Origin of the sequence: Klebsiella sp. V115_8 (assembly GCF_029967715.1) — a bacterium.
GTDB classification, from domain to species: Bacteria; Pseudomonadota; Gammaproteobacteria; order Enterobacterales; family Enterobacteriaceae; genus Klebsiella; species Klebsiella quasipneumoniae.
Window position 1 is genome coordinate 326237 of sequence record NZ_JASCAR010000002.1, and the last position, 26471, is coordinate 352707.

Consider the following 26471-nt stretch of genomic DNA (forward strand, 5'->3'; position numbering starts at 1 on the left):
ATTGGGTCAATTCACGGGATGAAGTATGTCAAATACCGCTGAAGTTATCAATTTTCCAATCAAAACCGAACTAACGGGAGGTCGCATGGCCGACCTGTCCAATGGCTACACCAGAATCGCCAATGAGATACAGAAACTCAAGCCGCGGCTGCGTATGTCCGGGCGCGAGTGGCAGTGTCTTGAGGCTGTTATCTGGCTTACCTACGGATGGAACAAAAAACAGGATCGGGTGACAAATACCGTCATTTCTGAGTTAACCGGGTTGAGTGATTCTCATGTTTCAGATGCGATAAAGCTACTCGCAGCACGGGGAATTATTTTTAGTCACAAGCATGGTGTGATGAAAACTGTCGGTATAAATACTGAGCTATCCGCCTGGATTTTGGACAAACCGAAAACGGGAAAACTCTTCCCGAAAACGGGAATTTCCTTCCCGGAATCGGGAAAAACCTTCCCGGAAACGGTAGACACCCAAGACTATAACAAAAACAATATTAAAAGATCTTCGTCTCGGAATTCTGAAGAATCCCGAAACAAGAAAACTCATGAGTTTCTCTCTCGTCATCCAGAAGCGGCCGATGGGATTTATACCCCTGCAGGTAAATCCTGGGGAACAGCTGACGACCTCAAAGCCGCGCGATGGATTTTCGATAAAGCCCTTACCGTGAATGCCTCCCTCTCTGAGCCGAACTGGGTTGAATGGGCGAACACCATCCGCCTGATGCGCCTGCAGGACAAGCGCACTCACTATGAAATCTGCGAACTGTTCAAGTGGGCGAATGAAAATGATTTCTGGCAAGAAAACATTCTCTGTCCATCAAAACTACGCAAACAGTGGGATCAACTCACGACAAAACGACTTCGTAGCCATGGCCCATCAAAAAACAAATCAGGCGCCAGTACTCTGGACAACACCGACTGGATCGACGGGGTACTCGAATGAAATCTATCGCAGAAAGCATGCATAACTTCGACCGGGACAACTTCCAGCGAGTAGCTGCCGGGCTTCCTGAAATGCAAGACCAGCAGGCAGTAAAGCGCCAGGCGGAAAAGACTGCGGAGATCTTCAACGAGCTGTTCCGCCAGTTACTCGCCGTATTCCCGGTGCTGGCCAACAAATCTGTGGAAGACCTCAACGAGATGCGTCGCCAGTGGTTGTTGGCGTTCAAGGAGAATGGGATCACCACGATGGAGCAGATTAACGCCGGAATGCGTGTTGCCCGCAAACAGGAAAAACCCTTCATGCCGTCGCCGGGGCAGTTCGTAGCCTGGTGTCGTTCTGAGGAGGCGGTAACTGTAGGCCTGCCAGACGCGAGTGAGCTGGTTGATATGGTTTACCAGTATTGCCGGACTCGCGGTCAGTATCCAGACGCTGAGTCTTACCCATGGCCTGAGCATGAAATCGAACCGTTAACGCTGAAACATAAAGCCTGCTATTGGCTGGTTACGGGGCTATATACCGACATGCGCGCAAATGCACTGAGTGATTCCGAACTGCGTCGTAAAGCCTCTGAAGAGTTGCTGCGTATGGTTCGTCGAATCAAGACCGGTGAAGCTATCCCCGAGCCTGTTAAGCAAATCCCAAAGTTGGGCGGACGTCCGCTGAGTAACGAGCAGGGCTTAAACAAAATCGCGGAAATCCGCGCGAAATTCGGTTTAGGCAGGGGGCGGGATCATGGCTAGAGCATTATCAGCAGTTGAGCGCAGAGAGTACGTCCGCGCAGTGATTCGGATCACCAGGCATCAGGGGCGCCTTACGACCACTGAGGCAATGAAAAAACTGGGGCTGAGCCGCGCTACTGTCCAGCGGTATTTTTCCGAAGCAGAAGCGACTGGCGAGGTTGTCCGGCATGGTCGTTTGGGGCTGTTCCGCGATCAGCGGGCCGTCATCGACTTTGACATGAAGCGTTTTGGCCTGGTGCCGAAAGTTGCTGTTGGGATGAATTACAGCCTGCTTGGCAGTCCTGTTTTTCAGCGAGTTTTAGATGTTCAGGAGGCTATTCATGGGTAACGAAATCGAAAAAATTGCACAGCAAAACGAGATGAGCATTGAGTTTGTTACCTGGTTCTTTAACGAGAAGAAAGTGGGCAGCGGGAATGTCTGGCTCATTATGATGGCTGCAATGTGGGAGGGCTGGAAAGGTCGTAGCATCGAAATGGATAAGCTGGCTGCGGAGAATGTGGCGTTAGCTCTGGAAAATGTAGCGATGAAACAGATCGTTGACTCCGTAACCAACCTGGATAACGAACCTCAGTACCACGCCGAAGGCATGGGGTGCGGACTGGAAGACCGTGGCATTACTGACCGGTACGATGCCTGCCGCTATGGATGGGATGAAGCTATGGAGCGGATATACGGCGAAGTTATCCCATGCGCCGATGAGCTGGACTTTTCCGCCACCGATGCCTACCTAGCCGGGATTAAGGCTGATGGGGTGGAGATGGCAATAGATCACATTGCTCAGACAATTTGCCCAAATCACGAAACAGTACTCAAAGAATTCGCCCAGCAGCTGCGCGAGGGGGCCAAATGATCCCCGACATTAGTTCGTTAATCACTGCTGGCGCGCTGTTTGTCTCCAACCATTCTGGCGGCAAAGACAGCCAGGCGATGCTCATCAATCTACTTGAGGTCATCCCGCCTAAGCAGCTCGTTGTCGTGCATGCGTCCCTTGACGCGATGGAATGGCCGGGAGCACTGGATCTGGCAGAAAAACAGGCGGGAGACGCTGGGCTGACGTTCATTGTAGCGCGGGCCAGCAAGACCTTTTTCGAGATGGTCGAGCGTCGCTTTGAGAACCGTCCAGAAGTACCGAGCTGGCCATCAGCCAGCACCAGGCAATGCACCAGTGATCTGAAACGCGGACCTATCCAGCGCGAAGTTCGCCGGTATGCAAAGGCTAACGGGTTTAAAACCATCGTTAACTGCCTCGGGCTTCGCGCACAGGAATCACCAGGCCGAGCTAAACGCCAGGCATTCAGCAAGATGGGGATCAGCAACTCGGTTAACACCTGGTACGAATGGCTGCCGGTCCATGATCTGCTTGCCGAAGAAGTTTTCGCCACCATTCGACAGGCTGGGCAAGAACCGCATTACGCCTACGCGCTGGGTAATGAGCGCCTGAGTTGTGTTTTCTGCATCATGGCTAGCCGTAACGACATGATCAACGGTGCTCGGCATAACCAGCCTCTGCTTGAGGAATACGCCGACCTGGAGCTTAAGACCGGGTACACCATGCATATGAGCCGGATCCCCATACGGGTGCTGGCGGCTGATGATGAGAAACAGGAGCGTGCCGCATGAGCAAATCATTCATCGTAATTATCCGGCGCGCCTGGTGTAACGAAGGCGGACACGGTATCGAATATTCATCTGACCTTATTCACTACGAGACCCGCAATGGAGCCATATCACACGGTTTTCGGGCTGTGGATAGCGACGATTTCAATGTCGGCGTAATCGAGGGCGGCAAGTTGATTTCATTTGACTGGATGGACAAGCCGGTTGGAGAAAGCGAAGACACGCTGGCGCAGATTGCCGAGCTAATCGGTCTGGAGGATGCAGCATGACTGATATCACCGAACTGGCGCAGAGCCTGAGACGGCGAGCTGCTTCAGCAAATGAGTTTGGCGAAGGCCTATACGTAAAAGGCGATGAGATCATCGAGCTGGTAGATGTGCTGGATAAGGCGCAGCAGAGGATTTATGAACTGGAGTACGATGAAGTTGTCAACGGCTGGCTAACGCAGAGCACCAACTCGACATGGCTGTACTGGCTAAGCATAACCACAAATTCAGCCGCAAAGCTCAGTTGCATATAGTAAAGACCCATCTATGTTTGGTATGGGGATACAAAGAAAAAAAGTGTGTAAAAAGCTATGCGCTTTCTCGAAAAGTGTGTAAAAATGAATGCAAGAGAAACCCGAGGGAAGAAAAATGAGTAACGATCTTGTATTCGTTTTGGCTAGAGTGCAGTTTGGTAGCGTTACAAATACAAAATTTGCGCAAGTTAGAGATGCTATCCAGGAGCAGCTTAGAGAGGCTTATCCATTCTTAGACCAAAGGGGGGACACTACTACCTTTGAGGTACAATTTGGACCTGAAGGGCAAAAAGTAAACAAAGTTGAAATACCTAGCATCACTTTGATCTCTGCTGAACGGAATTGGGGTGTTAGAGTTACTACTAGTGATGTCTACTTGTATACTAATTCATATGTGAACTTTGAGAGTTTTGGGCCTAGGTTGTCAGTCATACTGGAAAGACTTACACCCATTTTTCCAATATATTATACCGGTTTTATTGGTATGCGCTTTTTAAATAAGTTCTCCAATACCGGTGAACGAGCATTTCCTGTCGCATTTAAGAGATATGAGTTCTTGCAGCCAATGTTAGAATCATATAAAGGAGCTGGTTCAAATTTATCTGCAAAATATCAAACTGACGCAGGCTGGATGAATCTTAATAGTGGTGTAACTGTTAATGGTCCTTTGCTGCCACCAGACTTGGAGCAGTTTGCTGTTACACTCAATAGTAAAAGCGATGTATGTGAGGGGCCTTGGGCTCATCTTGATCTTGATTCACATAAACCTGATAAATCGTTAGTGAAGTTTGATAAGGATAGAGTGATTAGCATATTGTCATCCTTGAAAGATTGTGCTAATAAATTTTACAATGGAATTGTGAATACATAAGGAGCCACTATGGAATTTGTTGATTATAATGAATTTGGACAAACCGATAAATCCTACTTTTCTTTTTCGGAGGTGGATGAGAAAACGGGATGGAGTGGCATAGGCTTCATGAAAGTCATTATGCTCTTGGCCATTGCTAGCTTTTCATTTAATAGTGAAGCGACATCAACATTTGATCAATTTAATATTGGGAGTAAGCTTAACGAACGAGTTAGGTCAAACAACATTGTATACTCAGAAAAGGACCTTAAAGGCGTTAAGTCACCAATTCTTATTTTAAGCTCTAAATTACAACATGAGTTTGGCTTTAAAAAAGCTCAATGGGCAAGCATATTAAATGTTGAAAGGAAAACATTATATAACTGGGAAGAAAAACCTGATTCAACTCCTCATGCAAAAGTCATGATAAACTTAGAAGTTCTAAAGCATTTTAGTGAGGAGATTGATAACGGACATGCTCCTTTTATCTCTAAAATGACTTTTGGAAAAGGGAGAAAAGATGAATTCACTCAAGCGTTTACGAGGCAACCTCTGTCTATTGAGTCAATGGTTTCTGCTTATGAAAAATATTATACTGAAATAGACGGGTTTTATAAAAGACAACTTCTTTCTTAATGTTTAGTTAAGTGAGTTTTCAATGGAACAAAGTAGAGAAGAACTTATAAAAGCTGGTTGGGAAAGAGGGGCCTTTGTTTGCTTATCCCATAATATGAGATTGCTTGATTATATTCCCTTAGAACTCAAAGAGTTTCTGATGTCTGTTGATGATGTCAGTAAGGTCTATTTTGTTCCTGTTTTATACGATTGCGCATTGATTTCAGATAATTTCTCCCATGAACCTTGGGTTAATTTAGTGGTATGTTGGAAATGTAGCAATAAAGATGGCGATGGTAATTTTAAGTATTGCAAAAATCCGCGGAAGTACCATTTTCCTCTAATGGTTGAAGATGAGTTGTTCTATTTTGAAACAAACGCCTTGGCGATAATTCATATGAAGAGAGATGTTTTTCTTCAATCGTCAATCATTGCTGATGTCAAATGGCCGGTTTTTGGCCTTGAAACTATGTTAAATTGGTTGACAGAAAGAATTAGACAACCAGTTTTTCCGGACGAATGGAACGAAAGACTGAAGAGTAAGAAAAAACTGCTAGAAAAATTCTACTCAGATCAAACGCTTGTCGAGAAATGTGCTGGTGTGTTTTTTCATATATCACCATTTGCGCAAATAGCTAAATCTGAACGCTATACTGTATCAGCAATTATTGTTACGCCATCTTTAGAAAATGGTTCTGAACATAGAATGTTTAATAAGGCAATGCAAACAAAACTAGATGCACTTAAGGAACAATTACGCTTGATTTTGCAAAGTATAGAAAATGTCGAAGTTAAGAGTGTGATTGATTTGCAAGAGGATCAATTTACTCGTAAAGAAGAACGTTTGTTTAAGCGTTATCAGCTTGAATTCATGACATATAAATCAGGTAATAGCGAAGAGACGATGGTGTTGCCTGCAAACTTACAATTTTCCTTTGTCCAGCCGGAGTAAAAAGTTGTAAGTCAACAGCTTGATTTAAAGTTATTAAATGTTGAATTGAAAGCCCTGCGCTAACAGGGCTCTCGAGGGCGGAAAGTGCGCTAACACATTCCGGTGAGTATGGAGGTAATCCAACCTCAACACTCTTCTTTGACAGGTGAAGTGTAGTGGTTCTCCGAACAAAGTGCAATCTGTATGGGTTTACAGGTATGCAGGGAAACAGAAGCCATGGCTATGGGAACCTGTCGCAAATGTGGAAGTTCTTGCGAGATCATTTTTCGCTACACTGTATGTGGTGTAGATGGGGTGGTGCGTCGCGCGAAGAAGGGGAGACCTTTTCCTATTCCACTTTGCAACTGCTCTTCCAAGAAAGCAGCGTAAGAAAATTAAAACCCGCTTCGGCGGGTTTTTTCGTAACAGAATTAATCATTAGGATTTCCAGACTGGTACATCATCGACCAGGATTACCGAGGTGTGAAGTATGCGAAGGATAAGCAGGTTGCGCGTTGTGGTAATGCCGTTCCGCCACCTTTTGCTGAGGTGCTGGTGAGAGCTAACTTGTCGGAGATATGCTACAAAAAAGAGGCAGCTTAGTATCAACTTTTGAATAGACCTAGCACTGAGCCTTTATGGCAAAATTAAATTTACTTTAAGGGGATTTTTTATGAAAGTTCAAGTGAAGGTTCACGGATCCAATACAGACTACTTCTTTGCCTTCATTGAAGTATCTGATAGGAAGACAAAAGGGGACTTGGTGGTTGTAAGAGATGTCATAATCCCCATCATAAGCTCTGCCGGTCGACTTTCAAACTACTATTCGCAAGGGCAAGTATTAACACTTGAACAAAAAAATGGAGACATCTTAGATGTGTATTTCATTGAAAAAGATAAATCAAATTACGTTTTCTCCACCCACCCATAGGGATCTGTACTCCTTCGGTAGATTGATTTAGTCATATAACTCCCTCAACCAATAGAGGTTTTAATGTCGAGTGAAGCATTGCAGTCAAACTGAAAGATGAGCCGGGTAAGGTTAACGTCGCCCTTGCGGCAGCAGACATTGCCTGCAAAGCTCGGCTGAGCATGCCGGTGTTCGCCGAGGTTGTGATGCGTGAGCAGGTCGGACATCTCCGGGATTATTTTGTGGAGCGCGTACGCTACTAAAGGGAAAACGTTGAACTACCTAAAGCCGCAGACCCGCGCTACATTAATATGGCTGAGCAGAACTCTAAGAAGTGATTAAACAAGGAGAAAAAATGGTTCAGGTCTTGCTTATCGGCGGCAATCGTGACGGTGAAATAGAAGAGCGAGAGTTCCAACGTGATGGTGTTATTGTAGATTATACTCCCACCATTGTAAGTTCTCGTTCACCGCATACAGAAGTTCGCAGTGCTCCTCGATACATAATGGATTCAATGAGAATTGATGGAAAATACTATGCTTTTGCAAGCTGTAAAAGCATAGAAGGTTTTGAGATAGAACGTTTAATAAAGGCATCAAATCTTAAACCAATGTAATTATAATCATCGATCGTATATAACCCGCCTGGTGCGGGGTTTTCTCGCCTATGCTTATTTTGCATTTATCCCCGGGACGGGCGTTGATTACCTCGTCAGCCTGAGTAACTGACACTAATGACCGGCGTCAAGTGGGGACACATCGCGCAAAAGCCTTACAGCAATTCCTATCACCGATGGCAAAAGGCTCCGGCGACTTTCTGTATTCAGCGTTTGACCTCTCCGGAGGTGAAGCGTGAACTTCCCGCAGGAAAGCATCAAACCCCATAACGGTAGCTTCTCGGCTATAGGTAAGCACCTGCAGCCATATCTAGCTATCGCGATAGCTTCATACTGATACTCAAACCGTGACGTGAAAGATGCAAAGGACATGCAAGAGGCGCGCTGTGGCCATGCGGTGCCTCCGCCATTCGCTGAGGCGCTGGTGAGGGCTAATTTGCCGGAGATGTGCCTGAAAAAAGACATTGCAGCATGATAAAGCCCGCTTCGGCGGGTTTTATCTTTTATGGCGAAAAATTAATCCAACAGGAGAATGGGGGGGCGAAAAGTGAACTTAAGCCCACAAAAGGACAAATCGGAAAAATTATTTGTAATACAATTATACGCTCATTAGTTATGAGGTTTTTGTATGAAGATTTACCAGGCTCAACCACATGATGTGGATACTATCCTTCCCCTGTATCTCGGGTACCGTCGTTTCTACGAGGTCGAAGAAAATGCCTCGCAGGCCAGAGATTTTATTCTCAAGCGCCTTCAGCTTAATGAGTCCGTGATCTTTTACGCCGAGGTTGATGGGAAAGCGGTAGGCTTTACGCAGCTCTATCCTTTATTTTGCTCTCTTGAGATGAAACGTATTTGGTTGCTTTATGACCTTTTCGTTGATGAGTCAGCTCGTAAGCATGGTGTGGCACACAAACTAATCTCACGTGCTGAGCAACTGGCGAAGGAGAGCGATTCGGCATTTATTATGCTTAGTACCGCTACAGATAACATCCGTGCACAGGCGTTGTATGAGCGTAATGGATTTGTGCGAGATACTGAGTTCTTCGTGTATAACAAGTTTCTGAAATAAATGTTCGATGTAGCCATAATAAAGTGGTTAGTTAATGCCTGGCGGGTTAGCTCACTACTTGAGTATGGCGTCAATGCAACTTACCCAGTGGTAGTCGTCTCATCTAAACTGGCAGACTACACAATTGGAGAGCCTTCTACTTTCAATTTTGCCAAAGTTGACAGAGAGAAATGGTATGGCAGCATGAGAAAACCCGCTTCGGCGGGTTTTTTATTGTGGAAAAACCTCAATCTAAACATAAGCATGGTGTTGGCAAAAAGTGCTGCAGAGGGGTTGAACATTTCACGCAACCGGTATACTGTTTATTTATACAGTATCTGTGTGGGGTGCTAACCATGAAAGTTGAAGTCACAATTGATAAACATAAAAAACTCCCTGATGGCGCCATACTTGCTCTTGAGCAAGAATTGCTGCGCCGTTTGTCCCAGTCTTATGATGACTGCAAATTAACCATTCGACGCACAAGCAACGATGGCCTTAGCGTTTTGGGCGGCGCTGATGGCGATAAGAAACGCGTAGAGCAAATCCTGCAAGAGACGTGGGAAAGCGCGGACGACTGGTTTTACTGATTCACCTTTTGGTGGCTGGCATTTCCCAAAGCATCGCAATAAGCGTGTCCCTTTGATGCTGTCGCCGGACTATATTTTTTGCGTCTGTATGTCGCTCAGGGGGATGAAGTGGAGCTCGATATCGCCGAAGTGGTGGACATTATCAGGCAGGGCGGGAAGTTTTTAATTTCGAGTGATGGAGGGAAAATAACCGGACTCGAAAAGGTAAGAAAAAGTCAGTTTTTGCTAACGATTGAAGAGTTTAAAGAGCTAGCTAAAGAAGCTGGCTGCATTGACGAAACCGAGAGTAAGCTGCAATAATTTACCTGCCGCCTGAACAACGGCAACGGAGCATCTCAGCGCCACGGAGTGAAACCCATGGCGCAACAATTACACCTGATAAAACAGACCCAAGGAATACTGATCCCTGCCACGCAGGAGACCAGTGATTTCTTGCAATCAAAATGCAAGCTCGGCTCCGTTCTGGAGGCCGACTTTAAGCTTGTCCGCAATCCGGCGTTTCACCGCCGTTACTTTGCTTTACTCAATCTCGGCTTTGAATATTGGGAACCTACCGGCGGGGCGATTTCGTCTAACGAGCGCAGGCTTATCACAGGTTACGCCAAATACCTTGCTGCATATGGCGGGAGTGAATCGGCGTTGCTTGATGCCGCCGGGCAATATCTCGACCGGATAGCTGAGAAGCGATCCGGCTATATCAGTATTTGCAAATCCTTCGATGCTTACCGGGCGTGGGTCATCGTTGAAGCCGGCCACTATGACGCCATACAGCTGCCGGACGGCACGCTGAAAAAACACCCTCGCAGCATTTCTTTCGCAAGCATGGACGAATGCGAGTTCCAGGAACTGTACAAAGCATCGCTGGATGTTCTCTGGCGGTGGATCCTCTCTCGTTCATTCAACAGCCTGCAGGAAGCTGAGAACGCCGCCAACCAGCTTTTAAGCTTCGCGGGGTGATGCCGATGAAACACTCATGGTTTCACCATCTCAAATGCACAACGCAGCAGGCCGAAGAATTGGTAGCGAGATATCGTCAGCAGGGCGTAAAGGTCGAACGAAGCTTAAACCCTGACTTTATGACATGGACCGTCAGCGCGCAGCTGGTGGAGGACAAAAAACCGCCGCGGCCAGACTCCCGCTGGCGCAACAGGATGTGGGGGTGAGTATGGCGAATCTTCGCAAAGCGGCCCGAGGCCGAGAATGCACAGTACGGATCCCCGGGTATTGCAATGGCAATCCTGAAACCAGCGTACTGGCGCATTACCGCCTGGCGGGTACCTGCGGAACTGGATGCAAGCCGGACGATACACAGGGCGCTATATCCTGCAGTGCTTGCCACGATCTCATTGATGGCAGAACGAAAACCACCGATTACACCCGCGACGAACTGCGTCTGATGCATGCCGAAGGCGTGCTCAGAACTTTGGCTATATGGAAACAAGAGGGGTTACTGAAAGCATGAAACTCGAAGCATCCTTAAAACATTTCAGCCCTCAGGGTATGCACATCAGCGACGATGTGAGAAGCACATCACCTGATCGTCTCAACGGTACGGATGTTATGGCTGGTATTGGGGTGACAAGCAGCAGGGCAAGGTTCGGACTGGCAGCGTTCTTTGGAAAGACTGGCATCAGCAAGACAGATGAGCAGTTGGCCGTCCAGGCGCTAGCGCGGCATGCGATTGAAAACGCACCGAAGAACGTACGCAAAACCGCGGGTAAAGAGCTGGGGCACTGCTGCCTGATTTTGGCGCAGTTTGCTTTTGCGGATTATTCCCGGTCCGCGGAAACAACGGGAGTCTGCAGGGTATGCAATGGCACCGGAAAGATTGAAACCACTACCACGGAACGCAAAGTTTCTAATCCGTGGGGCAAAGCACCATATTGGGCTAAAAAATCCCGTGCTGTCCGTCCTTCCGACTGGGATAAGTGGACTGAAGTAACAGCCAGCATAAGCGCTAAATGTGAAGCCTGTGACGGTAAGGGGAAAATAAATGCTCGCTGCCGCTGTGGTGGTTCTGGCCGGGTTCTGGACCGCAAAGCGACAAAAGAGCAGGGAGCACCGGTATATGAAATCTGTGAACGCTGTTCGGGGAATGGCTTTTCAGCGATGCCGTCTACTGCTGCTTATAAAGCGATTCTGACGCTTATCCCAGACCTGCACATCAGAACATGGACGCGCAACTGGAAACCTTTCTGCGATGCGCTGGTGGACCTATGCTGGAGGGAAGAGAAGAGGGCAGATGAAGAGTTTCAACGAGCAACAGCTGATTGAGTAAATTGTCGCATTATTTTGCATTTTAAGCGCACAATGCTTGATTTTGTCCGAAGTTGTCGTGTATATTTTAAATCGTGGAATAAAACGCCTGAACGAAAACATTCATATAAACCCTGCTCCTGCAGGGTTTTATGTTTTTGAAAACAAATGCCTGAAATCGGCTATAAAGTGTGATCTGAATCAAAATGTCATGCGCCAAACTTAAGGAATATTAAGGAACTGTAAATATTCTTTATAAGTGATGGCTTTATGGCGTTAAAAGATATTTTTGTGCGAACCGAACCTCGCAGACGGCATTATGGTGTTGCATTGTTTATCGGGCTTATTTCTGGGGTGGTTTCAGCATTTGTTAAATGGGGTGCTGAAGTACCATTACCACCGCGTAGTCCTGTCGATATGTTTACCAGTGCCTGTGGACCAGAGTCATTAATTCGAGCTGCCGGGCAGATTGATTGCTCCAGAAACTTCCTTAACCCTCCTTATATTTTTCTGCGTGATTGGTTAGGGCTGGCCGATCCAAATGCGGCTGTCTATACCTTCGCCGGACATGTGTTTAACTGGGTAGGCGTAACACATATCATATTCTCCATCGTGTTCGCGGTTGGGTATTGTGTAGTTGCCGAGGTGTTTCCAAAAATTAAGCTGTGGCAGGGTTTGCTTGCTGGTGCACTCGCACAACTGTTTGTCCATATGATTTCGTTTCCGCTTATGGGCCTAACCCCACCGTTGTTCGAACTACCATGGTATGAAAACGTTTCTGAAATATTTGGACACCTGGTGTGGTTCTGGTCCATTGAGATAATTCGCCGGGATCTGAGAAACAGAATTACGCACGAACCGGATGCTGAAGTTTCTCTGAATTCAGCATTCAGATAATCTAAGCTGCGAAGTCATAAACCCGCATAAACTGCGGGTTTTTTATGCCTGTGATTAGTCGCTCTTCGATAGCAATGTATGCAGAGTGTATTGACGCTAGCTACGTTTGCAACATAACGTATTGATGTGGTGAATCCCCCTATGCGGAGGGGCGGCCAGTCAGTTACAGAAACCTGTAAATGCAGCGCGGGCCATGCCGACTGGGGCATGCTCACCGGGAGGCACCCGGCACCACACTGCCACTAAACATATTTAAGATTCATGTTGGGTTTACTGTTTACAGTTACCCTTCTATGTTTAAAGAACGTAACGGTAAAAACAAATGCATCCTGGTAAATCGGTAGCTCGGACAATCAGGCGCGCTCTTACCGTTGCTCCTTGAAATGCCAACTTCAGCCCGCCTCTCTCAGCGGGCTTCTTTTTTTCCTCGTAACAGCTAAAAGAAAAAATCAAAAAAAGCTATACCTTCATCTGGCTGGCGAAGGGGTAAACACTAAGATGTGAATCCTCAGCGCGAGCCATGATGACTGACCGAAGAATTACCTGTCGTTATCTGGCACCCCACATGCAGCATAACCCCTTATGGCCTTCCATTACGGTAGGCCTGCTGTCTTCTGGGGCCCTGCACGTCAAAAGTTCAGTCTGTAGGCCTATACCAGTCTTGGCGGAATTTAGCTAACGGACTCACTTTTCTAATCAAGACGGGCACAACAGTGGATGCTTTACCGATACTATGATTACGTAAAGCCTAAGCTAGAGGGAGTTTGTCTTGAGTGAAAATCTTACTGCAGTGGGGGCACATCAGCGCAGAACCTTTTTGGACTCGGGTGTAACTATGTTCTGATTGGTTGATGCAGTTAGGGCAGGTACATTTGATGAGGTAGTTGCGATTGTTTTTTGAGTTTTTGCGTTGTTGCATATGACATTTCCTGATGAATGGTCCGCAACCATACACTATCCACTGATACATAGCTCGTATTGAATTTCCCAACCACCTCGCACAGGTGGTTTTTTTCTTTCAGGTACCCGGAATCACCATTGATGAGTATTCCTCCCGCCGGTCCTGATCCTTATCAAACTCACAGCACCCCGTTAACCCGGAGGTGAACCTATGGCAAAGCATATGCAAGACAAAGAGAGCATGGCCGGAATCACCTGGCTGGCTCTGCTGATCATTGCTGGTTGGGGCGGCCTTGTCCGATTCCTGATGGATGTAAAGCAGGGCAAAGCAAAATGGAGCTGGATAAATGCTTTTGCGCAGATTGTGGTTTCGGCTTTTACCGGGGTTATTGGTGGGCTCATCAGCATTGAAGGTGGCCTGAGTATTTACATGATATTGGCCACTGCCGGTATCAGTGGTGCTATGGGTTCCGTAGCGCTCACGTATTTCTGGGAACGAATCACCGGAGTGAAAGCACAATGACAGCAGACAAGACTATCGAGGGGATCCTCGGCAAAGAGGGTGGTTATGTCGATCATCCGTCGGATAAAGGCGGGCCGACCCGCTGGGGCATCACGCAGACCACAGCTCGAGCACATGGTTACACCGGTGATATGAGAAACCTGCCCAGGGAAACAGCAAAGCAAATTCTGCTCAGCGATTACTGGACCGGCCCCCGATTCGATCAGGTGGCAAGTTTATCTACGTTACTGGCAGATGAGCTTTGCGACACTGGCGTGAACATGGGGCCATCGGTTGCAAGTAAGTTTTTCCAGCGCTGGCTCACTGCCCTTAACATGCGTGGGAAGTTGTATCCCGATCTGATCCCGGATGGCGCAATTGGCCCCCGAACCATCACTGCGCTTAAGGGATATCTTTCAGCCCGCGGGAAAGAGGGGGAACAGGTTCTGTTACGTGCGCTGAACTGCAGCCAGGGCGCCAGATACCTCGAACTGGCGGAGGGCCGCGAAGCCAACGAGGATTTCCTCTACGGCTGGGTTAAGGAGCGCGTGCTATGAATATGATCATCTTCGCTTTGCTCGTGGTGGTGGCTGTGCTCGTTCTGTTACTGCTGCGCAAATATACCCGGCTGGAGTTCGTTGCCCATGCCAGCCTGCTGCTGAAAACGTGGTCTGTAAAGCTGGGGGCTATCGGTGCGCTGGTTGGCATGTGGGCGCAGTCGTTCCCGGATGCTGCGCTGCACGCCTGGGCGATGCTGCCGCCGGATATCAAAAACATTCTGCCTCCAAACATTGTTGCGTTGATTAGCCCTGCGCTGGTGGTGCTGGCGGTGCTTTCGCAATACGTACGCCAGCCAGCATTGAAAGCTAAGGCCGAAGAACTGAAGGAGCCGCAGCAGTGAGCTTCGAAATTATTGCTGGGCTGGTGGTCGTCATCCTGGGCGCTATAGCTGGCGCGTTCGGTATTGGTCATGCTCGCGGTACCAGTAAGGCAGAAGCCAAAGCCGATCTGCAGCGTACCGAAGAGAATGCCGCCGCCACCGTCGCCTCGGCAGAACGTAAGGCGGAAGTTGTGAAAGGGGCCATTGATGTACAGCAGACTGTTAGCTATATGCCTGATAACAATGTTGATCGGGAGCTGCGCGAGCACTTCACCCGCCCCGGTAGTCGTTGATACGGCGTGCAACTGGGTGAGGGTCATCTACTTGACCGACCACGATATCGACGTGCTGGATATGCAGACCAAGCGCGACATTCTGGCGCACAACAAAGCAGTGCAAGCCAACTGCCGTAGCATTACCCCTGCTCATTGAGTTAAATAAATGGCCTCATCCTTGAGGTCCACGGGTAAGTAAACGCAAGGTCTTTTATGTAATTTATCAGAGATAACACGGTTGGGCGCACTATTTATGGGGTTAGGAGCTCACCTGTGGAAATGGTGATTCCGGTAAATCCTCTCCTGTGTTTTGCTCATTGTGCGAGGGGCAGATACTCATAATCGAATGCCAAAAGGCTTTTATAAGAAAACCATTAAGGCTTGATGAACTCACCTTTGAATAGAACTACTTACGATACATTCCTCATATGTTCGAAGGATATAACATCTCTCAGGTATCCTGCTTCTGGATGCCGGGAATGTGTACCGCTGGTGGGCTGGATTCTTGGAGCCTTTGCCCAGCAGCTTCAGGTGATAAAAAAACCCGTGGAGTAAATCCGACAAATTGACGGGGCGCTGCAGGGGCAGCCAATGTCGGAGTTTAGTCAGATTTCGAGGTGTTTTTCTACTGGTTTTGAGAAAAAATGGATGGTCTGACACTATAGGAAGTGGCTCATCCCTGAGCTCACGGGTAGAACAGTGGACTTTGTCATGGCAGAGCAAAGTCATAAGTTAGTTTAGATAACATTTCGGATATAACAAGCGTAGCGAGTGTATGCTTCATGGATTGTACGTCTCTAACTTTCATAATATTTCTACCATTTCAAAATTAAGATATTAGGTAAAACCTTAGGGAATTTAGAGGGTAAGAGAAGCTGTGAACAAAAAATTCTCCTCGCGAAGCAATGTTTTTCACTTTAACGAAATATATTGTTTGCAATGTGGGTTTTTTAGTTCATCATGTATGCTACATTGAGTTCTTATAAAATGAGCTGCTAATTATGACTGAGTGCAAACTTCCACAACTTCCAGAGTATTATCGATATGGTACTGAACAAATTAACAAGTTGCCTGGGAGTGGGGATGTTTTTCCTCCTGCGGGTAGTATAATAAAGTCAGTAAGTTTAAATGAAGGTGTATTTGTTTGTGTTCCGGTGCAGCGTTATATACACGGGTTGAATATTTGGGTTGTAGTTGAATCTTCTTGATAATGATTTTTGTTTGGTTAAAGTGATTTTTCGTTGGTTTGGTGGTTTCTATTTATTATAAATTCGCTGTTGGAATTTAAAATTAGCATCATTGCAATGCTTTCAAACACCGTAGAAGGATTATGATGCTAGTGCAAAATAATATTTATAATAATTCAGAGTCATATGCTATTCTTTTGTTTAGTATGTGGCCTGTCCTTATTGTACTTCTTGTCGTGATATCTTGCGCCTTTTACGGTGTATTGATGCATAAAACTGCAATTTGTTGTTTTCTGTCAGCTATGTTCCTTGGTGTCGCAGGCTGGTTTTATGGATGATCACCATAAGCTCTAATATGAGTCACTTTTTAGTATAAAGTCAGGGTGTCATTGCTTTACCTGGCTTGTAGCGTTGGTTCCCTAAAGTTTGACGATAAAAGGCCCTGTTAATACAGGGCCTTTCTGTATGTATTATTTATCAAAGAGGTAAGACATGTCAGAGATCACCGCATCTGAGCAAATCCGCCTGGATATTATCAAGAAAGTGAATTACGACACTGCAGCGGCGAAGTTAGCCATTGACTGGGTAGGCGACAGCTATCTGAAGTCTGAGCTATTCGCTGACTCTTTCGATCGTGTTTTCACGGAAAGTGAGATTGTCTCGAAGACCCGTAAGGCAATCCAGGAAGCGACCGAAGCGCTGGCGCTGTTTGATACTGCCGCTGAGCAGGTCAGCTAAGGCATTACAGCAGGCGTTCATAGAGTGCCTGTGATAATGACCATCAGACAAATCGTCTGAGCTGACAGTTCAATCAATCACCAATTACCAGTTACACGGGGTAACTGACATCATTGTCTGTTTATCCCGGTGAATTTTGAAATACTTACTACTCTCATAACGTCTCTGCCTGCCAACACCAGAACGGCAGAGGTCAGTTAGCCGTATAGATGAACCTCTCCCGGGTGGCTCCTGAGAGATTCTTTATACGCTAGCTGGTAGTAACTAAAGGCCGCATATTTTTGCGGCCTTTTTCATCATTTGTAAAATGAAAGCCCTCAGGCGATTAACGATGCTCAGGACCATGGAAGTGATCTCCACCATGTCCGCCTCCATGGGGACCAGGGGGAAGGATACATCCTGAAAGTGACAGCGCACCACAGATCACAAAAACAGCAAGCATAATTCTTTTCATAATAACTCCTGAACTAAAGAGCCTTAATTCCAAAACATAAAAGTGAATATTTTATGGAGAATCAGTAATTCCTTTTTCTCCCTCACGTTAAATAGGAATAATCCATGGCAAAACCGGACTGGGGCGAGCTTCAGCAACGGTTCCTGTCCGATCATGCCGCAACCGGCGTATCACCGAAGGATTGGTGTGAAGCGCAGGGACTGAATTACGCTACTGCCCGCCGATACATCAAGAAACCCACTGCGCAAAAACCTGCGCAGAAGAAATTGCGCACTGCGCAAAAGGAAAAGTGCGCAGAAGAGCTGGTGGATGATGATGGCCTCACCGATCAACAACGTTTATTTGTCGCGGAATACCTGAAGGACAACAACGCCACGCAGGCCGCCATTCGAGCCGGGTATAGCAAGAAGACTGCTGAACAAATTGGCTATCAGCTGCTTCAGAAAACTTCAGTTGCGCAGGCTATTGCGCAGCAGCAGAAAGCATCCATTGTGCGCACGCTCGGCAGCGCTGATGAAGTGCTTGAGCAGATGTGGCGCCTGGCCACCTTCGATGCCAACCAGCTTTCACAATATCGCCGCGGGAGCTGCCGTTACTGCTGGGGCTTCGGTCACCAGTATCAATGGCGCGATGCTGTTGAGTACGAAGAGAAGCGGCTCGAAGCGCTTGAGCGAAAACGTCGCGAGCCCGTCGATGTTGGTGGCTACGGTTACGACCACACCAGCGCACCTAACCCCGAATGCCCTCGCTGTAATGGAGATGGCGTCGGCCAGCCTTTCTTCGCTGATACGCGCAAGCTGGCGCCTGATGCTGCGCTTGCCTATTCCGGTGTGAAGCTTGGGAAGAATGGCGTGGAGATTACCGCTATTAGCCGTGAGCGAATGTACGAGGCGGTGATGAAACGGCTCGGCCTGGCTGATAGCGAGTTCGCCCAGCGTCTGCAGCTGATTGAAATTGAGCGCCGGCAGCTGGAGGTCGAAAAATTACGCAAAGAGCTGGCTGCTGATCCGGAGGATGACGAACTAACACCAGTTGCAATCAATATCAACGTAGTCGATGCACGAGTGAGGGAAGAGGATGGCGATAGCACCGACGCTTAACATCCCTCAGGCCAAATTTCTTGCGATGCAGTACAAGTTTAAGGCCTACGTCGCCGGCTTCGGTTCTGGCAAGACATGGGTCGGCTGCGGTGGTATCTGCAAAGGGATGTGGGAACACCCTAAAATCAACCAGGGTTACTTTGCGCCAACGTATCCGCAGATCCGTGACATCTTTTATCCCACTGTTGAGGAGGTGGCCCACGACTGGGGGCTGAATGTCAAAATCAACGAGGGAAACAAAGAGGTTCACTTCTACGCCGGGCGCCAGTATCGCGGAACGACGATCTGCCGCTCAATGGAAAAACCGCAAACCATCGTTGGTTTTAAAATCGGTAATGCGCTGATTGATGAGCTGGACGTAATGCCCGCCAAAAAGGCGCAGTTAGCCTGGCGAAAAATCATTGCTCGTATGCGTTACAACGTGGCCGGTCTTCGTAACGGGATCGACGTCACCACGACGCCGGAAGGGTTTAAATTCGTTTATCAGCAATTCGCAAAGGCTGTACGCGATAAGCCTTCGCTCTCAACGCTGTACGGCCTGGTGCAGGCCTCGACGTTCGACAATGAAAAGAATCTGCCGCCGGACTATATCCCGTCGCTGATGGAGTCATACCCGCCGGAGCTGATCAAGGCTTATCTCCGTGGCCAGTTCACCAACCTTACCAGCGGGACGATTTACCATCAGTTTGACCGTAAGCAGAATAACTGCCGGGAAGAAGAGCAACCCGGTGAGCCCCTGTATATCGGTATGGATTTCAACGTCGGGAAGATGGCTGGGATTGTTCATGTATTACGTCTGGGGCTTCCATTTGCGGTTAATGAAATCGTGAAGGCTTACGACACCCCTGACATGATCCGCATCATCAAAGAACGGTTCTGGCTGTACGACGGCAACGATTATCGCAAGGTGCGGGAAATCTATATTTATCCGGACGCTTCCGGCGATTCCCGCAAATCCAGCAATGCCAGCGCCACGGATATCGCTCAGCTTAAGCAGGCTGGCTTCAATGTGGTTGTTAATGCATCAAACCCGCCAGTGAAAGACCGCATCAACGCGATGAATGCCATGTTCTGCAATGGTAACGGTGAACGTCGCTACAAAGTGAATGTAAAGCGATGCCCGGTGTACACCGAATCGCTTGAGCAACAGGTTTGGGGCGAAAACGGTGAGCCGGATAAAACGGCGGATAACGATCACCCCAACGATGCCGGTGGGTATTTCATTGTGAAGCAATTCCCGATCATCAAACCGACTGGAAAAGTCACCCAACTGCGGATGTAAAACCATGCCTGATATTTCAACGCCCAACCTCGACTATAACGACATGGTTGAGGCATGGGATATTAATGATGCGCTGATGGGCGGCACGCTGGAAATGCGCCGGCAGGGCAAGAAGTATCTCCCGAAATGGCCGAACGAAGATCCTGAAAGTTATAAGGAGCGTTTGGCTTCGGCAACGTTACTCCCTGCCTATGAAGAGGCCATTAAACAAAACATCGGGCGAGTGTTTGCTGAGCCGACGGTATTGAGTGAGGATTCTCCTGAACAAATACGGGAGCTGTCGCCAGATATTGATATGGAAGGAAACCGGCTCGATGTCTGGGCACAGCAATTTTTCAGCATCGGATTCCAGTATGGTCTGGTACATGCGCTGGTGGATTTCCCGAAAATTGACCCGAAGGCAGTAAAAACTAAAGCCGACGAAAAAGCCGCGGGATCCCGCCCATATGCCACGATGCTTAATCCTCGCCAGGTCATCGGCTGGAAATCGAAAGTGGTTAAAGGGAAAGTGGTGTTGACCGATCTGCGTATCAGAGAGGTCATCGTTATTGATGGCGATGATTACGGGCAAACGAAAGTTGAGCAAATACGCCATATCATGCCGGGCAAGGTTGAAATTTATCGCCGAAATAAAGGTGATAACGGCGAAAGCCAGTGGCAGATGCACGACGAGTGGGAAACCAGTCGCGATGATATTCCCCTGGTGACGCTTTACACAAAACGCACAGGCTTTATGCGCGGTTCACCGCCACTGCTTAATCTCGCCTTACTGAATATCAAGCACTGGCAGAGTCAGAGTGAACAGGACAACATCCTTCATGTCGCTCGCGTGCCGTTGCTGGTGGCTTACGGTCTGGCTGATGGCGAAACGTTGACGATAGGTTCTTCCTCTACGACTCGTTTCGATGACCGCCAGCGGCAGGGACTGGAATATGTCGAGCATACCGGGGCTGCGATTGAAGCCGGTAAGATTTCCCTTGAAGATCTGGAAAACCAGATGCGTCAGGCCGGCGCAAAACTGCTGCGCGCGGAAAACACATCGACTAAATCCCTAGACCAGACTCACGAAGAGCGGATGCAGGAGAATTCACCTCTCTACACCATGGCAAGCTCGCTTGAGGATGCGCTCGATAATATCCTGCAGATTATGGCGGAATGGCTGGGTGAGAAAGAAGGCGGCAATGTCGATGTACGCACCGAACTGGATGTTTCAGCCCAGACGTTTGATGCCGCAGCTGCAACAGCTGTTCAGTCGCTCCGTCAGGGTGGTGATATACGTCAGGTCGATGCTGTTCGCGTTTTGCAGGCCCTCAAATTTATCGATCCGGACGCGAAGCCCGAAGAGGTAATCGACGAGTTGCGGAATCAGCAGGTCACGCTGGCCGGCGGACTGAGTAACCCGGGTGGTGCAAATGGCGACGGCGAATGACAAGCTTCAGGATGAATCGATAGCGCATGCGATATGGATAGCGCGGTACAGCACCAGCGTTGCAAACAGGATGATAAAAATCCTGAATGACAGCGACGCTGAGCTGACAGCCAGATTGCTGGTGGCGATGGATAGCCTGAATGCTGACAGCTTTACCGTCTCGCGACTGGAAGCGCTGCTCGTTAGTGTCAGAGCTCTCAATCGCGAGGCTGTGCAGTCAATGTACGCGGGACTATCTGAAGAGCTGCAGCTGCTCGCTCAGCACGAAGCTGGCTTTCAGCTGAGCCTGTTTCAGTTTGCGATTCCTGATGATGTTCTATTGCTTCATCCACTGGTGGGTATTTCACCGGATGCCGTTTACGCAGCTGCGATGGCACAGCCGTTTCAGGGGCGCCTGCTTTCGGAGTGGGCAGATAACCTTGAAGCTGACAGGATGGCAAGAATATCCAATACAGTGCGGCAGGGTTTTCTCCTGGGCGATACGCATGAGCAAATCGCCAGAAAGGTTCGTGGTCATGCTAACCGTGGTTATCAGGATGGCGCGTTGCAGATGAGCCGCACCAATGCCGGCAGTATTGCAAAAACGGCTGTGGGCCATCTTGCTTCGACGGCCAGGAAAAGCTTCGCAGATGCGAACGATGACATTTTGAAGGGTAAGCAGTGGTTATCTACATTGGATAACCGGACATCAAAAGACTGTCGAATTCGCGACCGCCTCAAGTACACCCTGGATAACAAGCCGATCGGCCATAAGGTGCCGTATCTGCAGGGACCCGGGAAAATCCATTTCTGCTGTCGCAGCGTCGAAACCTACATCCTGAAATCGTCTGATGAGCTGGGTATTGCTGTTGGGCAAATATCAGATAGCTCACGTGCCAGCATGGACGGGCAGGTGCCTTCGGATACCGATTATCAGGGCTGGTTCTCGCGCCAGTCGTTCACGCGACAGTCCCAGATCGTTGGCGTAACCCGGGCCCGGCTGATTCGTGACGGCGGCATGTCGCCCGATGACTTCTACAACGACAAGGGCGAATGGCTGACTCTGGAGCAACTTCGTAACCTGGATGCTCAGGCGTTCAGCAACGCCAGACTTTAAAGCTTTTTAAGTCTTCAATCAGGCTGCCTCCGGGCGGCCTTTTTTATTGCCGTGATCCGGATGGTGAGCGGTGCAACGGTCGGATGACCACCGAAAAGGTAACCACATGAAACTGAAAACAGTCGAAGTTAACGGCAAAAGCTATGCAGAAGTCGATTCCAGCGGTTTACCCGTCTACGTCCACGATGACGGCCAGGAAGTTGGTTTTGATGCTGTGCAGGCCGTTGGGAAAATCTCCTCTCTGAATGGCGAGGCGAAATCTCATCGTGAAGCCAAAGAAGCCGCTGAAGCCAGTCTGGCTAAGTTTGCCAAAATCGGCGATCCGGCAAAGGCACTCGAAGCGCTGGAGATGATGACTAAGATCGACCAGAAAAAACTGATCGACGCAGGCGCCGTTGATCAGGTTAAAGCGGATATCACCAAATCCTTCCAGGCGCAGCTTGATGAAGCTACTCAGCGTGCGACGACCCTTGAAGGCCAGCTTTATCAGGAAATGATCGGCGGCCGGTTCTCTGGCTCGAAATTCATCGCAGATAAAGTAGCAATTCCGGCAGATATGCTTCAGGCGCGCTTCGGTCAGTCCTTCAAAGTCGAGGACGGCAAAGTCGTTGCCTATGATGGCTCTGGCAACAAAATTTATTCCCGCTCTAAACCGGGCGAGCTGGCGGCCTTTGATGAGGCGCTGGAGTTCCTGGTGGAGCAGTACCCACAGAAAGACCACATTCTGAAGGCCAGCGGCAACCAGGGAGGCGGCTCACGGCAGTCTCAGCATTCACTCGGGCAGAAAACGATGAAACGCGATGCGTTTACCAGTTTGAGTCCGACAGATCAGCAATCAACTCTCAAAGACGGTATCACCATCGTCGATTAATTTTTTGCCAGCCGCCGGATGGCTGCTGGTGCCGGAGCTGGATAGCTCAACCAACCCTATATTTTAATCTCCAAGGAATCTATACATATGGCTAATACGCTTACCGGGTTGATCCCGACTATCTTCACGGCTCTGGATACCGTATCTCGCGAACAGGTCGGTTTTATACCGGCTGTATCGCGCAATGCTAAAGCTGATGCGGCGGCGAAGGACCAGACTGTTACTGCGCCGGTTGCGCCACCGGCAACCACTGTTGATATTACCCCGGGGGCTACTGCGCCAAATGACGGCGACCAGACGATCGGCACCGTTGATGTCAAAATCACCAAATCCAAAATGGCCCCGGTCAAATGGAACGGTGAGGAACAACTGGCACTGGGGCCCGCAGGGACATACAACACCATCCTTGCTGATCAGTTTAAGCAGGCTTTTCGCGCGCTGGCTAATGAGATGGATGCAGATCTCGCGGCTCTGTATTTCGCATCCTCTCGTGCTGTTGGTACGGCCGGCACCGCTCCTTTCGGTATTGCAGGTGATTTGTCGGATGCGGCGAATGCGCGCCAGGTTCTCTCTGACAACGGTTCGCCGACTACTGATCTGCAGATGGTTCTCGGTTCTTCGGCTATCGCTAACCTCCGCGGTAAACAGTCTGTTCTGTTCAAAGTAAACGAATCAGGTACTGATGCGCTTCTGCGCGAAGGTATCGTGGGGCGACTGGAAGGTTTCAACATCCACGAATCCGCGCATGTTAAGAAACGCGCTGCATCTCCGGCTGCCGGATACCTGGTGAATGGAGCAAAAGCTGAAGGCGATATTCTGATTGCCATTGATACCGGCACAGGTGCTTTTGCAGCAGGTGACATCGTGACGTTTGACGGGGACAGCAATAAATACCTTGTTGCTGCTGCGACGGCCACAGCAATCACCCTGGCTGCTCCTGGCTTACGTCAGGCACTGGCCGACAACACCGCTATTACCGCTGGTGGCGCCTACACCGCAAACATGGCGTTTGATCGCAATGCATTCCTGCTTGCATCCCGAACTCCGGCAATGCCGCAGGGCGGCGATACCGCGGATGATGTGATGAACGTTACTGACCCGGTATCTGGTATCACTTATCAGGTTGCTCTGTACCGCCAGTATCGCCAGGTGCGTTACGAAGTCGGTTTGTCCTGGGGCGTAGCGGCGGTTAAGTCCGCGCACTCTGCGTTGTTGCTGGGCTGATAAACAGGGGCTTCGGCCCCTTTTTTTTAGTGGAGGGCTAATGGCCGGATTAACAAAAGAGCAGCGCGCCCAACGAGCTGCTGAGCAAACTGCGTCTACGAAGGTGGATAACAACGTACCTGTAACGACCACATCGCTGCTGGTGGCGATGTTTACCGATTTCCCGGCATTCCCGGGTGCGCCCAATACCGCCAACGTTCACCCTGATGAAGTGGAGAACTGGAAGGCGCACGGCTGGAAAGAAATGGAGTGATGCATGATCACTTTCATCACCGTTGAAGACGTCAATTCGATTCTCGGTGCCACCTGGACAGATGAAAGCAAAAAAGCCAAATCTGTGCTGATGGCTAATACCTGGATGAATGGACTTAACCTGAAAATGCCGTGCGATAAGGCAACTCACGAAATCATCATTCCTGACGATGTGAAACAAGCTGGCGCCTATGCGGCGCTGTCGGCGGCAAATGACGGGCTGTATCAGCAGAAAACTGATTCGGGGGTATTGCTTAGTAAGGCGGTTGACGCTGACGACGTTTCTGTTTCAAAGACCTTCGCAGAACTTGGTACCAACAGTTCGGCATTGCTTGATTCGGACCTGCAGCTGGCGCTGGCCATGCTTAAGCCCTATGGCGTTAGTCAGTCACAGGTGCGGCTGGTGAGGGGGTGATATGGGCATTCGTGACGAGTTGCAGACCGATGTCGCCGCAGCCTTCGATACAGACCTGCAGGATGCCGTTAAGGATTTCACTGGGTCATACACCGTTCGAGGTGCCTGGGATCCGGTAACGGAAACCGGCACTGAAACGCAGGTGACTTACTCGGGGCGTGGAGTGCTGGCGCGCTATAAACTGCGCCGTATCGATGGCGCTAACATTCTGCATGGTGATGTGAAGCTAACCGCCCTGGTTAACGAGGTGACTGATAAGCCGGCCGTCGGGCATATCATCACTGCACCGGATCCGATTACGGGTGAGCTTCAGCGCTACGAGGTCATCACCGCTTCTGCCGACTCTGCTGGCGCTGCGTACTCCATTCAACTGCGGAGGGCGTGATATGGCTAAGGGCTGGAACATTGACCCGGCGTCATTCGCCGGGCTGGTGGAGGACGATGTTAGGTTGCGGCAGAGAACCATCGCCATTCAGCTGCTGAATGAAATCGTTCAGCGATCGCCTGTAGGTAACCCGGAGTTATGGGCCATCAACGCCACCGCGGTTCAGTACAACAAAGCAGTAGGTGAGTGGAACGAATCTCTTTATGCCGATCCTGCCAACCTGACAAAGACTGGCCGTCTCAGAAAAAAAGTCCGTGTTAATGACAGCATGGATATCAGGCGTCCGGTTGAGTATCGCGCAGGAACCTTCAGGGCATCGCATTTTGTCAGTATCGGCGAACCTATTCATTCCGTCCCCACCGAACCGGATCCGCGCGGGACAATGACGTTTCTTAATGGCAAAAATATCATTGACCAGGCGCCAGCCTACTCGGTGATTTACATCCAGTCGAATCTGCCTTACTCCGTGCCCCTGGAGAATGGTCACTCAACGCAGGCGCCGACAGGCGTCTATGCCGTCTCGTTTAATGGCGTGATTCAGGCCTACAAATGACCTTTACAGAAATCAGAAACGCTGTCATTTCCCGAATGGCGGCACAGACCGCTATTGCCTCTGATGCGGTGGATTATCCCAATGGCCCGGTATTTGACCCCAGTAACCGCGATATCTGGGCCCGCCTAACCAACATTGCTGGGCAGGCTGGCGCAACCGAGATCGGGGACGGGCCGGTAGTCCATAGGACGGGCTTACTCATCATTCAGCTGTTTGTTCCGGTCGGTTCCGGGACGTTGCTTATCTCCCGAACGGCCGATCAGCTAACGGAGCTATTCGAGTTTAAGGACGACGGAAAGCTGAGTTATTTCGCCGTTTCTGCTGTGCCGGCAGGTGAGACCGATGGCTGGTTACAGCTCAATCTTCAAATTCCTTATCGCGCTCTGTAGCG

Annotated in this window: 38 protein-coding genes and 1 pseudogene; 38 read left to right on the plus strand and 1 reads right to left on the minus strand. The window is 49.1% G+C overall.

The window, feature by feature from the left end; translation table 11 throughout:
* Window positions 1-25: 25 nt before the first annotated feature.
* The 21 genes and pseudogenes from QLG03_RS03940 to QLG03_RS04040 all read left to right on the plus strand — a co-directional run bounded on the left by QLG03_RS03940 (window position 26) and on the right by QLG03_RS04040 (window position 12537).
* Window positions 26-943 (plus strand): replication protein, encoded by a 918-nt coding sequence (locus QLG03_RS03940; RefSeq protein ID WP_162893587.1) that lies wholly within the window; start codon window positions 26-28, stop codon window positions 941-943.
* Complete coding sequence (locus QLG03_RS03945) at window positions 940-1683, plus strand: replication protein P (RefSeq protein WP_135734231.1); 744 nt, start codon at window positions 940-942, stop codon at window positions 1681-1683. Before QLG03_RS03940 ends, QLG03_RS03945 begins: the two co-directional genes overlap by 4 nt.
* A complete protein-coding gene (locus QLG03_RS03950; protein ID WP_016946299.1) occupies window positions 1676-2011 on the plus strand; it encodes a DUF977 family protein in 336 nt (111 codons plus the stop codon). The genes QLG03_RS03945 and QLG03_RS03950 overlap by 8 nt, the downstream gene beginning before the upstream one ends.
* Complete coding sequence (locus QLG03_RS03955; RefSeq protein ID WP_228337988.1) at window positions 2004-2534, plus strand: hypothetical protein; 531 nt, start codon at window positions 2004-2006, stop codon at window positions 2532-2534. The genes QLG03_RS03950 and QLG03_RS03955 overlap by 8 nt, the downstream gene beginning before the upstream one ends.
* Window positions 2531-3304 carry a phosphoadenosine phosphosulfate reductase family protein gene (locus tag QLG03_RS03960; RefSeq protein ID WP_215590434.1) on the plus strand — a complete coding sequence of 258 codons (774 nt, stop codon included), beginning with the start codon at window positions 2531-2533 and terminating at the stop codon, window positions 3302-3304. The genes QLG03_RS03955 and QLG03_RS03960 overlap by 4 nt, the downstream gene beginning before the upstream one ends.
* Entirely contained in the window at window positions 3301-3570 is a 270-nt protein-coding gene (locus QLG03_RS03965; protein WP_032422957.1) for a hypothetical protein, read from the plus strand. The genes QLG03_RS03960 and QLG03_RS03965 overlap by 4 nt, the downstream gene beginning before the upstream one ends.
* Complete coding sequence (locus QLG03_RS03970) at window positions 3567-3821, plus strand: hypothetical protein (protein ID WP_135734233.1); 255 nt, start codon at window positions 3567-3569, stop codon at window positions 3819-3821. Before QLG03_RS03965 ends, QLG03_RS03970 begins: the two co-directional genes overlap by 4 nt.
* Before the next feature lie 115 nt (window positions 3822-3936).
* Complete coding sequence (locus QLG03_RS03975) at window positions 3937-4692, plus strand: TIGR04255 family protein (RefSeq protein WP_102001232.1); 756 nt, start codon at window positions 3937-3939, stop codon at window positions 4690-4692.
* 9 nt (window positions 4693-4701) lie between these two features.
* Window positions 4702-5307 (plus strand): hypothetical protein, encoded by a 606-nt coding sequence (locus tag QLG03_RS03980; RefSeq protein ID WP_135734234.1) that lies wholly within the window; start codon window positions 4702-4704, stop codon window positions 5305-5307.
* A gap of 22 nt (window positions 5308-5329) precedes the next feature.
* Window positions 5330-6238, plus strand: a complete 909-nt coding sequence (locus QLG03_RS03985) for a hypothetical protein (protein ID WP_102001230.1) — start codon at window positions 5330-5332, stop codon at window positions 6236-6238.
* A 652-nt stretch (window positions 6239-6890) separates the two neighbouring features.
* Window positions 6891-7148, plus strand: coding sequence for a hypothetical protein (locus tag QLG03_RS03990; RefSeq protein ID WP_135734235.1), 258 nt, complete (start codon window positions 6891-6893; stop codon window positions 7146-7148).
* Window positions 7149-7225: 77 nt separating this feature from the next.
* Window positions 7226-7465 (plus strand): annotated as a pseudogene (locus QLG03_RS03995) (DNA polymerase III subunit theta).
* 17 nt (window positions 7466-7482) lie between these two features.
* Window positions 7483-7743 (plus strand): hypothetical protein, encoded by a 261-nt coding sequence (locus tag QLG03_RS04000; protein WP_135734236.1) that lies wholly within the window; start codon window positions 7483-7485, stop codon window positions 7741-7743.
* A gap of 628 nt (window positions 7744-8371) precedes the next feature.
* On the plus strand, window positions 8372-8815 hold the full coding sequence (locus QLG03_RS04005; RefSeq protein ID WP_004179624.1) for a GNAT family N-acetyltransferase: 444 nt from the start codon (window positions 8372-8374) through the stop codon (window positions 8813-8815).
* A gap of 335 nt (window positions 8816-9150) precedes the next feature.
* Entirely contained in the window at window positions 9151-9384 is a 234-nt protein-coding gene (locus QLG03_RS04010; RefSeq protein ID WP_122490329.1) for a DinI-like family protein, read from the plus strand.
* A gap of 108 nt (window positions 9385-9492) precedes the next feature.
* The gene (locus QLG03_RS04015; protein ID WP_019704502.1) at window positions 9493-9684 is read left to right on the plus strand and encodes a hypothetical protein; all 192 of its coding nucleotides are present in this window, start codon (window positions 9493-9495) and stop codon (window positions 9682-9684) included.
* 57 nt (window positions 9685-9741) lie between these two features.
* Window positions 9742-10341: a DUF1367 family protein gene (locus tag QLG03_RS04020; protein ID WP_277458244.1), complete on the plus strand. Its 600-nt coding sequence runs from the start codon at window positions 9742-9744 to the stop codon at window positions 10339-10341.
* A complete protein-coding gene (locus tag QLG03_RS04025; RefSeq protein ID WP_282473589.1) occupies window positions 10341-10547 on the plus strand; it encodes a hypothetical protein in 207 nt (68 codons plus the stop codon). The genes QLG03_RS04020 and QLG03_RS04025 overlap by 1 nt, the downstream gene beginning before the upstream one ends.
* A gap of 2 nt (window positions 10548-10549) precedes the next feature.
* Window positions 10550-10846 carry a DUF1364 domain-containing protein gene (locus QLG03_RS04030; RefSeq protein ID WP_264969171.1) on the plus strand — a complete coding sequence of 99 codons (297 nt, stop codon included), beginning with the start codon at window positions 10550-10552 and terminating at the stop codon, window positions 10844-10846.
* Entirely contained in the window at window positions 10843-11658 is an 816-nt protein-coding gene (locus QLG03_RS04035; RefSeq protein WP_282473590.1) for an antitermination protein, read from the plus strand. The genes QLG03_RS04030 and QLG03_RS04035 overlap by 4 nt, the downstream gene beginning before the upstream one ends.
* A 252-nt stretch (window positions 11659-11910) precedes the next feature.
* Window positions 11911-12537 carry a YagU family protein gene (locus QLG03_RS04040; protein ID WP_038421387.1) on the plus strand — a complete coding sequence of 209 codons (627 nt, stop codon included), beginning with the start codon at window positions 11911-11913 and terminating at the stop codon, window positions 12535-12537.
* A 748-nt stretch (window positions 12538-13285) separates the two neighbouring features.
* Here the strand turns inward: QLG03_RS04040 and QLG03_RS04045 are convergent.
* Entirely contained in the window at window positions 13286-13507 is a 222-nt protein-coding gene (locus QLG03_RS04045) for a YnfU family zinc-binding protein (protein WP_306293433.1), read from the minus strand.
* A 153-nt stretch (window positions 13508-13660) separates the two neighbouring features.
* On the opposite strand from QLG03_RS04045, the gene QLG03_RS04050 reads away from it, so the two are divergent.
* From QLG03_RS04050 to QLG03_RS04130, 17 genes are all read left to right on the plus strand, one after another.
* A complete protein-coding gene (locus tag QLG03_RS04050) occupies window positions 13661-13960 on the plus strand; it encodes a phage holin family protein (protein ID WP_024176410.1) in 300 nt (99 codons plus the stop codon).
* Complete coding sequence (locus QLG03_RS04055) at window positions 13957-14496, plus strand: putative peptidoglycan-binding domain-containing protein (RefSeq protein WP_060876946.1); 540 nt, start codon at window positions 13957-13959, stop codon at window positions 14494-14496. Before QLG03_RS04050 ends, QLG03_RS04055 begins: the two co-directional genes overlap by 4 nt.
* On the plus strand, window positions 14493-14840 hold the full coding sequence (locus tag QLG03_RS04060; RefSeq protein WP_004206698.1) for a hypothetical protein: 348 nt from the start codon (window positions 14493-14495) through the stop codon (window positions 14838-14840). Before QLG03_RS04055 ends, QLG03_RS04060 begins: the two co-directional genes overlap by 4 nt.
* Window positions 14837-15112, plus strand: a complete 276-nt coding sequence (locus tag QLG03_RS04065) for a hypothetical protein (protein WP_259427699.1) — start codon at window positions 14837-14839, stop codon at window positions 15110-15112. Before QLG03_RS04060 ends, QLG03_RS04065 begins: the two co-directional genes overlap by 4 nt.
* Window positions 15063-15251 carry a hypothetical protein gene (locus QLG03_RS04070; RefSeq protein WP_072023041.1) on the plus strand — a complete coding sequence of 63 codons (189 nt, stop codon included), beginning with the start codon at window positions 15063-15065 and terminating at the stop codon, window positions 15249-15251. Before QLG03_RS04065 ends, QLG03_RS04070 begins: the two co-directional genes overlap by 50 nt.
* A 1522-nt stretch (window positions 15252-16773) precedes the next feature.
* Entirely contained in the window at window positions 16774-17019 is a 246-nt protein-coding gene (locus QLG03_RS04075) for a DUF2560 family protein (protein ID WP_004184480.1), read from the plus strand.
* A gap of 558 nt (window positions 17020-17577) precedes the next feature.
* Entirely contained in the window at window positions 17578-18573 is a 996-nt protein-coding gene (locus QLG03_RS04080) for a terminase small subunit (RefSeq protein ID WP_282473591.1), read from the plus strand.
* The gene (locus QLG03_RS04085; RefSeq protein WP_186977470.1) at window positions 18551-19855 is read left to right on the plus strand and encodes a terminase family protein; all 1305 of its coding nucleotides are present in this window, start codon (window positions 18551-18553) and stop codon (window positions 19853-19855) included. The genes QLG03_RS04080 and QLG03_RS04085 overlap by 23 nt, the downstream gene beginning before the upstream one ends.
* A 4-nt stretch (window positions 19856-19859) precedes the next feature.
* Window positions 19860-21284 (plus strand): DUF4055 domain-containing protein, encoded by a 1425-nt coding sequence (locus QLG03_RS04090; protein ID WP_282473592.1) that lies wholly within the window; start codon window positions 19860-19862, stop codon window positions 21282-21284.
* On the plus strand, window positions 21268-22380 hold the full coding sequence (locus tag QLG03_RS04095) for a phage minor head protein (protein WP_040146369.1): 1113 nt from the start codon (window positions 21268-21270) through the stop codon (window positions 22378-22380). The genes QLG03_RS04090 and QLG03_RS04095 overlap by 17 nt, the downstream gene beginning before the upstream one ends.
* A gap of 106 nt (window positions 22381-22486) precedes the next feature.
* Complete coding sequence (locus QLG03_RS04100) at window positions 22487-23251, plus strand: DUF6651 domain-containing protein (RefSeq protein WP_012967904.1); 765 nt, start codon at window positions 22487-22489, stop codon at window positions 23249-23251.
* A gap of 87 nt (window positions 23252-23338) precedes the next feature.
* Window positions 23339-24475 carry a P22 phage major capsid protein family protein gene (locus tag QLG03_RS04105; RefSeq protein WP_004184463.1) on the plus strand — a complete coding sequence of 379 codons (1137 nt, stop codon included), beginning with the start codon at window positions 23339-23341 and terminating at the stop codon, window positions 24473-24475.
* Window positions 24476-24515: 40 nt separating this feature from the next.
* Complete coding sequence (locus QLG03_RS04110; protein ID WP_110228730.1) at window positions 24516-24728, plus strand: hypothetical protein; 213 nt, start codon at window positions 24516-24518, stop codon at window positions 24726-24728.
* Between the two features lie 3 nt (window positions 24729-24731).
* Complete coding sequence (locus tag QLG03_RS04115) at window positions 24732-25142, plus strand: protein singed (protein WP_259427693.1); 411 nt, start codon at window positions 24732-24734, stop codon at window positions 25140-25142.
* 1 nt (window position 25143) lies between these two features.
* Entirely contained in the window at window positions 25144-25527 is a 384-nt protein-coding gene (locus QLG03_RS04120) for a glutamate 5-kinase (RefSeq protein WP_110228728.1), read from the plus strand.
* Between the two features lies 1 nt (window position 25528).
* On the plus strand, window positions 25529-26080 hold the full coding sequence (locus tag QLG03_RS04125) for a hypothetical protein (RefSeq protein WP_110228727.1): 552 nt from the start codon (window positions 25529-25531) through the stop codon (window positions 26078-26080).
* Entirely contained in the window at window positions 26077-26469 is a 393-nt protein-coding gene (locus QLG03_RS04130) for a phage tail terminator-like protein (RefSeq protein ID WP_004146196.1), read from the plus strand. The genes QLG03_RS04125 and QLG03_RS04130 overlap by 4 nt, the downstream gene beginning before the upstream one ends.
* Window positions 26470-26471 lie beyond the last annotated feature (2 nt).